1 protein-coding gene is annotated in these 505 nt (G+C 54.5%); it reads left to right on the top strand.

The features are described from left to right. Window positions 1–383 (top strand): hypothetical protein (locus AC1RPW_RS07895; RefSeq protein WP_481769428.1); only part of this gene is annotated, 383 nt, incomplete at its 5' end. Between the last annotated feature and the right edge of the window lie 122 nt (window positions 384–505).

Raw genomic sequence — 505 nt, 5'->3', positions numbered from 1 at the left:
GCCGTGATGGTGGTCGTTATGAGCAACACGAGACTGAAGATCGCGGTATAGATCGTGCTGACGAGCCTGAGCTGCATGCTCTGTTCCGGCGCACGACTGCTGGTCGCAAGACCAGTGAATCGTTCAATCTGAATTCTCGCGGCTACCGTACCCCGCTCATGGCCCGGGACTTTGACTCTGGTGATAGCTGGACCATCACTAAGACCGGCAAGATTCGCCACAACCCGGCACCACAGTATGCACGTGCTCGCGCAAACGACAATATCTACAAGATAGCGAAGCGTGCGACCCGTGATCCTAACTACCGCGCGGAACTCAAGAAGCGCAACATCGAAAAATTGGGTAGTGCAACGCTATCCCACCTTCCTGCACTAAAGGACTGACACATCATGTACTCGTTCCTCGTGAATTCTAGCCGACCTGACCCGAATGAGTACAGTTGGCATGTCTACACGAAGGCAACACCGACTGCGGTTAGCGCGAACCTCGTACTCGAAAAGGGGCA

It is taken from the genome of Dellaglioa sp. CoH-55-MRSF-8 (assembly GCF_056782195.1).
The sequence above is the reverse complement of the archived record's forward strand: the minus strand, read 5'-3'. Positions and strand labels throughout refer to the sequence as shown.